The sequence below is a fragment of the Psychrobacter sp. T6-1 genome (assembly GCF_052258445.1).
In genome coordinates, this window is record NZ_JBQQFC010000524.1 from 1 (window position 1) to 1133 (window position 1133).

General features: G+C 38.5%; 2 protein-coding genes. Both read left to right on the forward strand.

Features of this window, described 5'->3' with window-relative positions; all coding sequences use genetic code 11:
• A partial coding sequence (locus ACTXGO_RS14295) for an aconitase family protein (RefSeq protein WP_443574984.1) occupies positions 1-279 on the forward strand: 279 nt, incomplete at its 5' end.
• Between the two features lie 178 nt (positions 280-457).
• Positions 458-901 carry a DUF805 domain-containing protein gene (locus ACTXGO_RS14300; RefSeq protein ID WP_435949290.1) on the forward strand — a complete coding sequence of 148 codons (444 nt, stop codon included), beginning with the start codon at positions 458-460 and terminating at the stop codon, positions 899-901.
• The last annotated feature ends 232 nt before the right edge of the window (positions 902-1133 follow it).

The window sequence follows — 1133 nt, forward strand, 5'->3', positions numbered from 1 at the left end:
GGTAACCAAGCACGTATCGCACCGAACTCTACTGCGGTATCGACTTCTACCCGTAACTTCCCGAACCGTCTAGGTCAGGGCGCTGATGTATATCTTGCTTCTGCAGAGCTTGCTGCAGTAGCCGCAGTACTTGGTAAATTGCCAACTAACGATGAGTACCAGCAATACGCTGGCATGCTCAACAGCATGGGCGAGGAAGTGTATCAGTACATGAACTTTGACCGTATGGAAGAGTACACTGAAGAAGCGGATAAAATTAACGTTGCTCAGTTGACCTAGTATTTGCTTTCAAGCTACTTAGCAAGATAAAAATAAACCCCGTATCTAAGTGATACGGGGTTTTTTATGTTATGACAAAACAAAATATAAATAAAGTTTGCAAACTTTTATTGAGTGATTATAATCAAAAGCGTTCGCTTATTTTTAGTGAGCAACTTTGTTCTAACTGATTATCACTATGGAAATTAAAAATATGCTTGATAAAGCGACGCCGCCACCCTTACCACAGAATACTGTCAATAATAATCATGCTGCAGAAGCAAACTACGGGATTATTGATTGGTTTAAAAAAGGCTTGAGAAACTATGTTAACTTCTCTGATCGCGCTCGCCGTAAAGAATATTGGTATTTCTTCTTAGTGCAAATGGGCTTGATCATCGCAGCGATGGTGCTCGATGCAATTATATTTAGCTCGGAAACTGGGCTGTTTTATATTATAGTTGTGCTTGGGCTATTCTTACCTGGCATTGCTGTTTCTATACGCCGCCTTCACGATACTAATCGCTCAGGATGGTGGTTTTTGATATCCATTGTGCCGCTAATAGGCTCTATCATATTGCTAGTGTTTATGGCTAGCGATACTAAGCGTGAAACCAATCAATGGGGTCCGCCAGCAAAGTAAGCTTGAGATTATTATTTAATTTTAGATAATATTAAAAATACAGCCAAAACATATCATTTAAAATCAAAATATAGTGTTTAACTATTAAGAACCTAAAAACCCTTTATTAATAAACTTTTGCCAAAATAAAGGGTATTTTTAGGACTTACTTACCCTGATAAACTGGCTTACGCTTCTCCATAAAAGCGCTAATACCTTCTTTAAAGTCATCGGTCACTGCCATTAAGTTTTG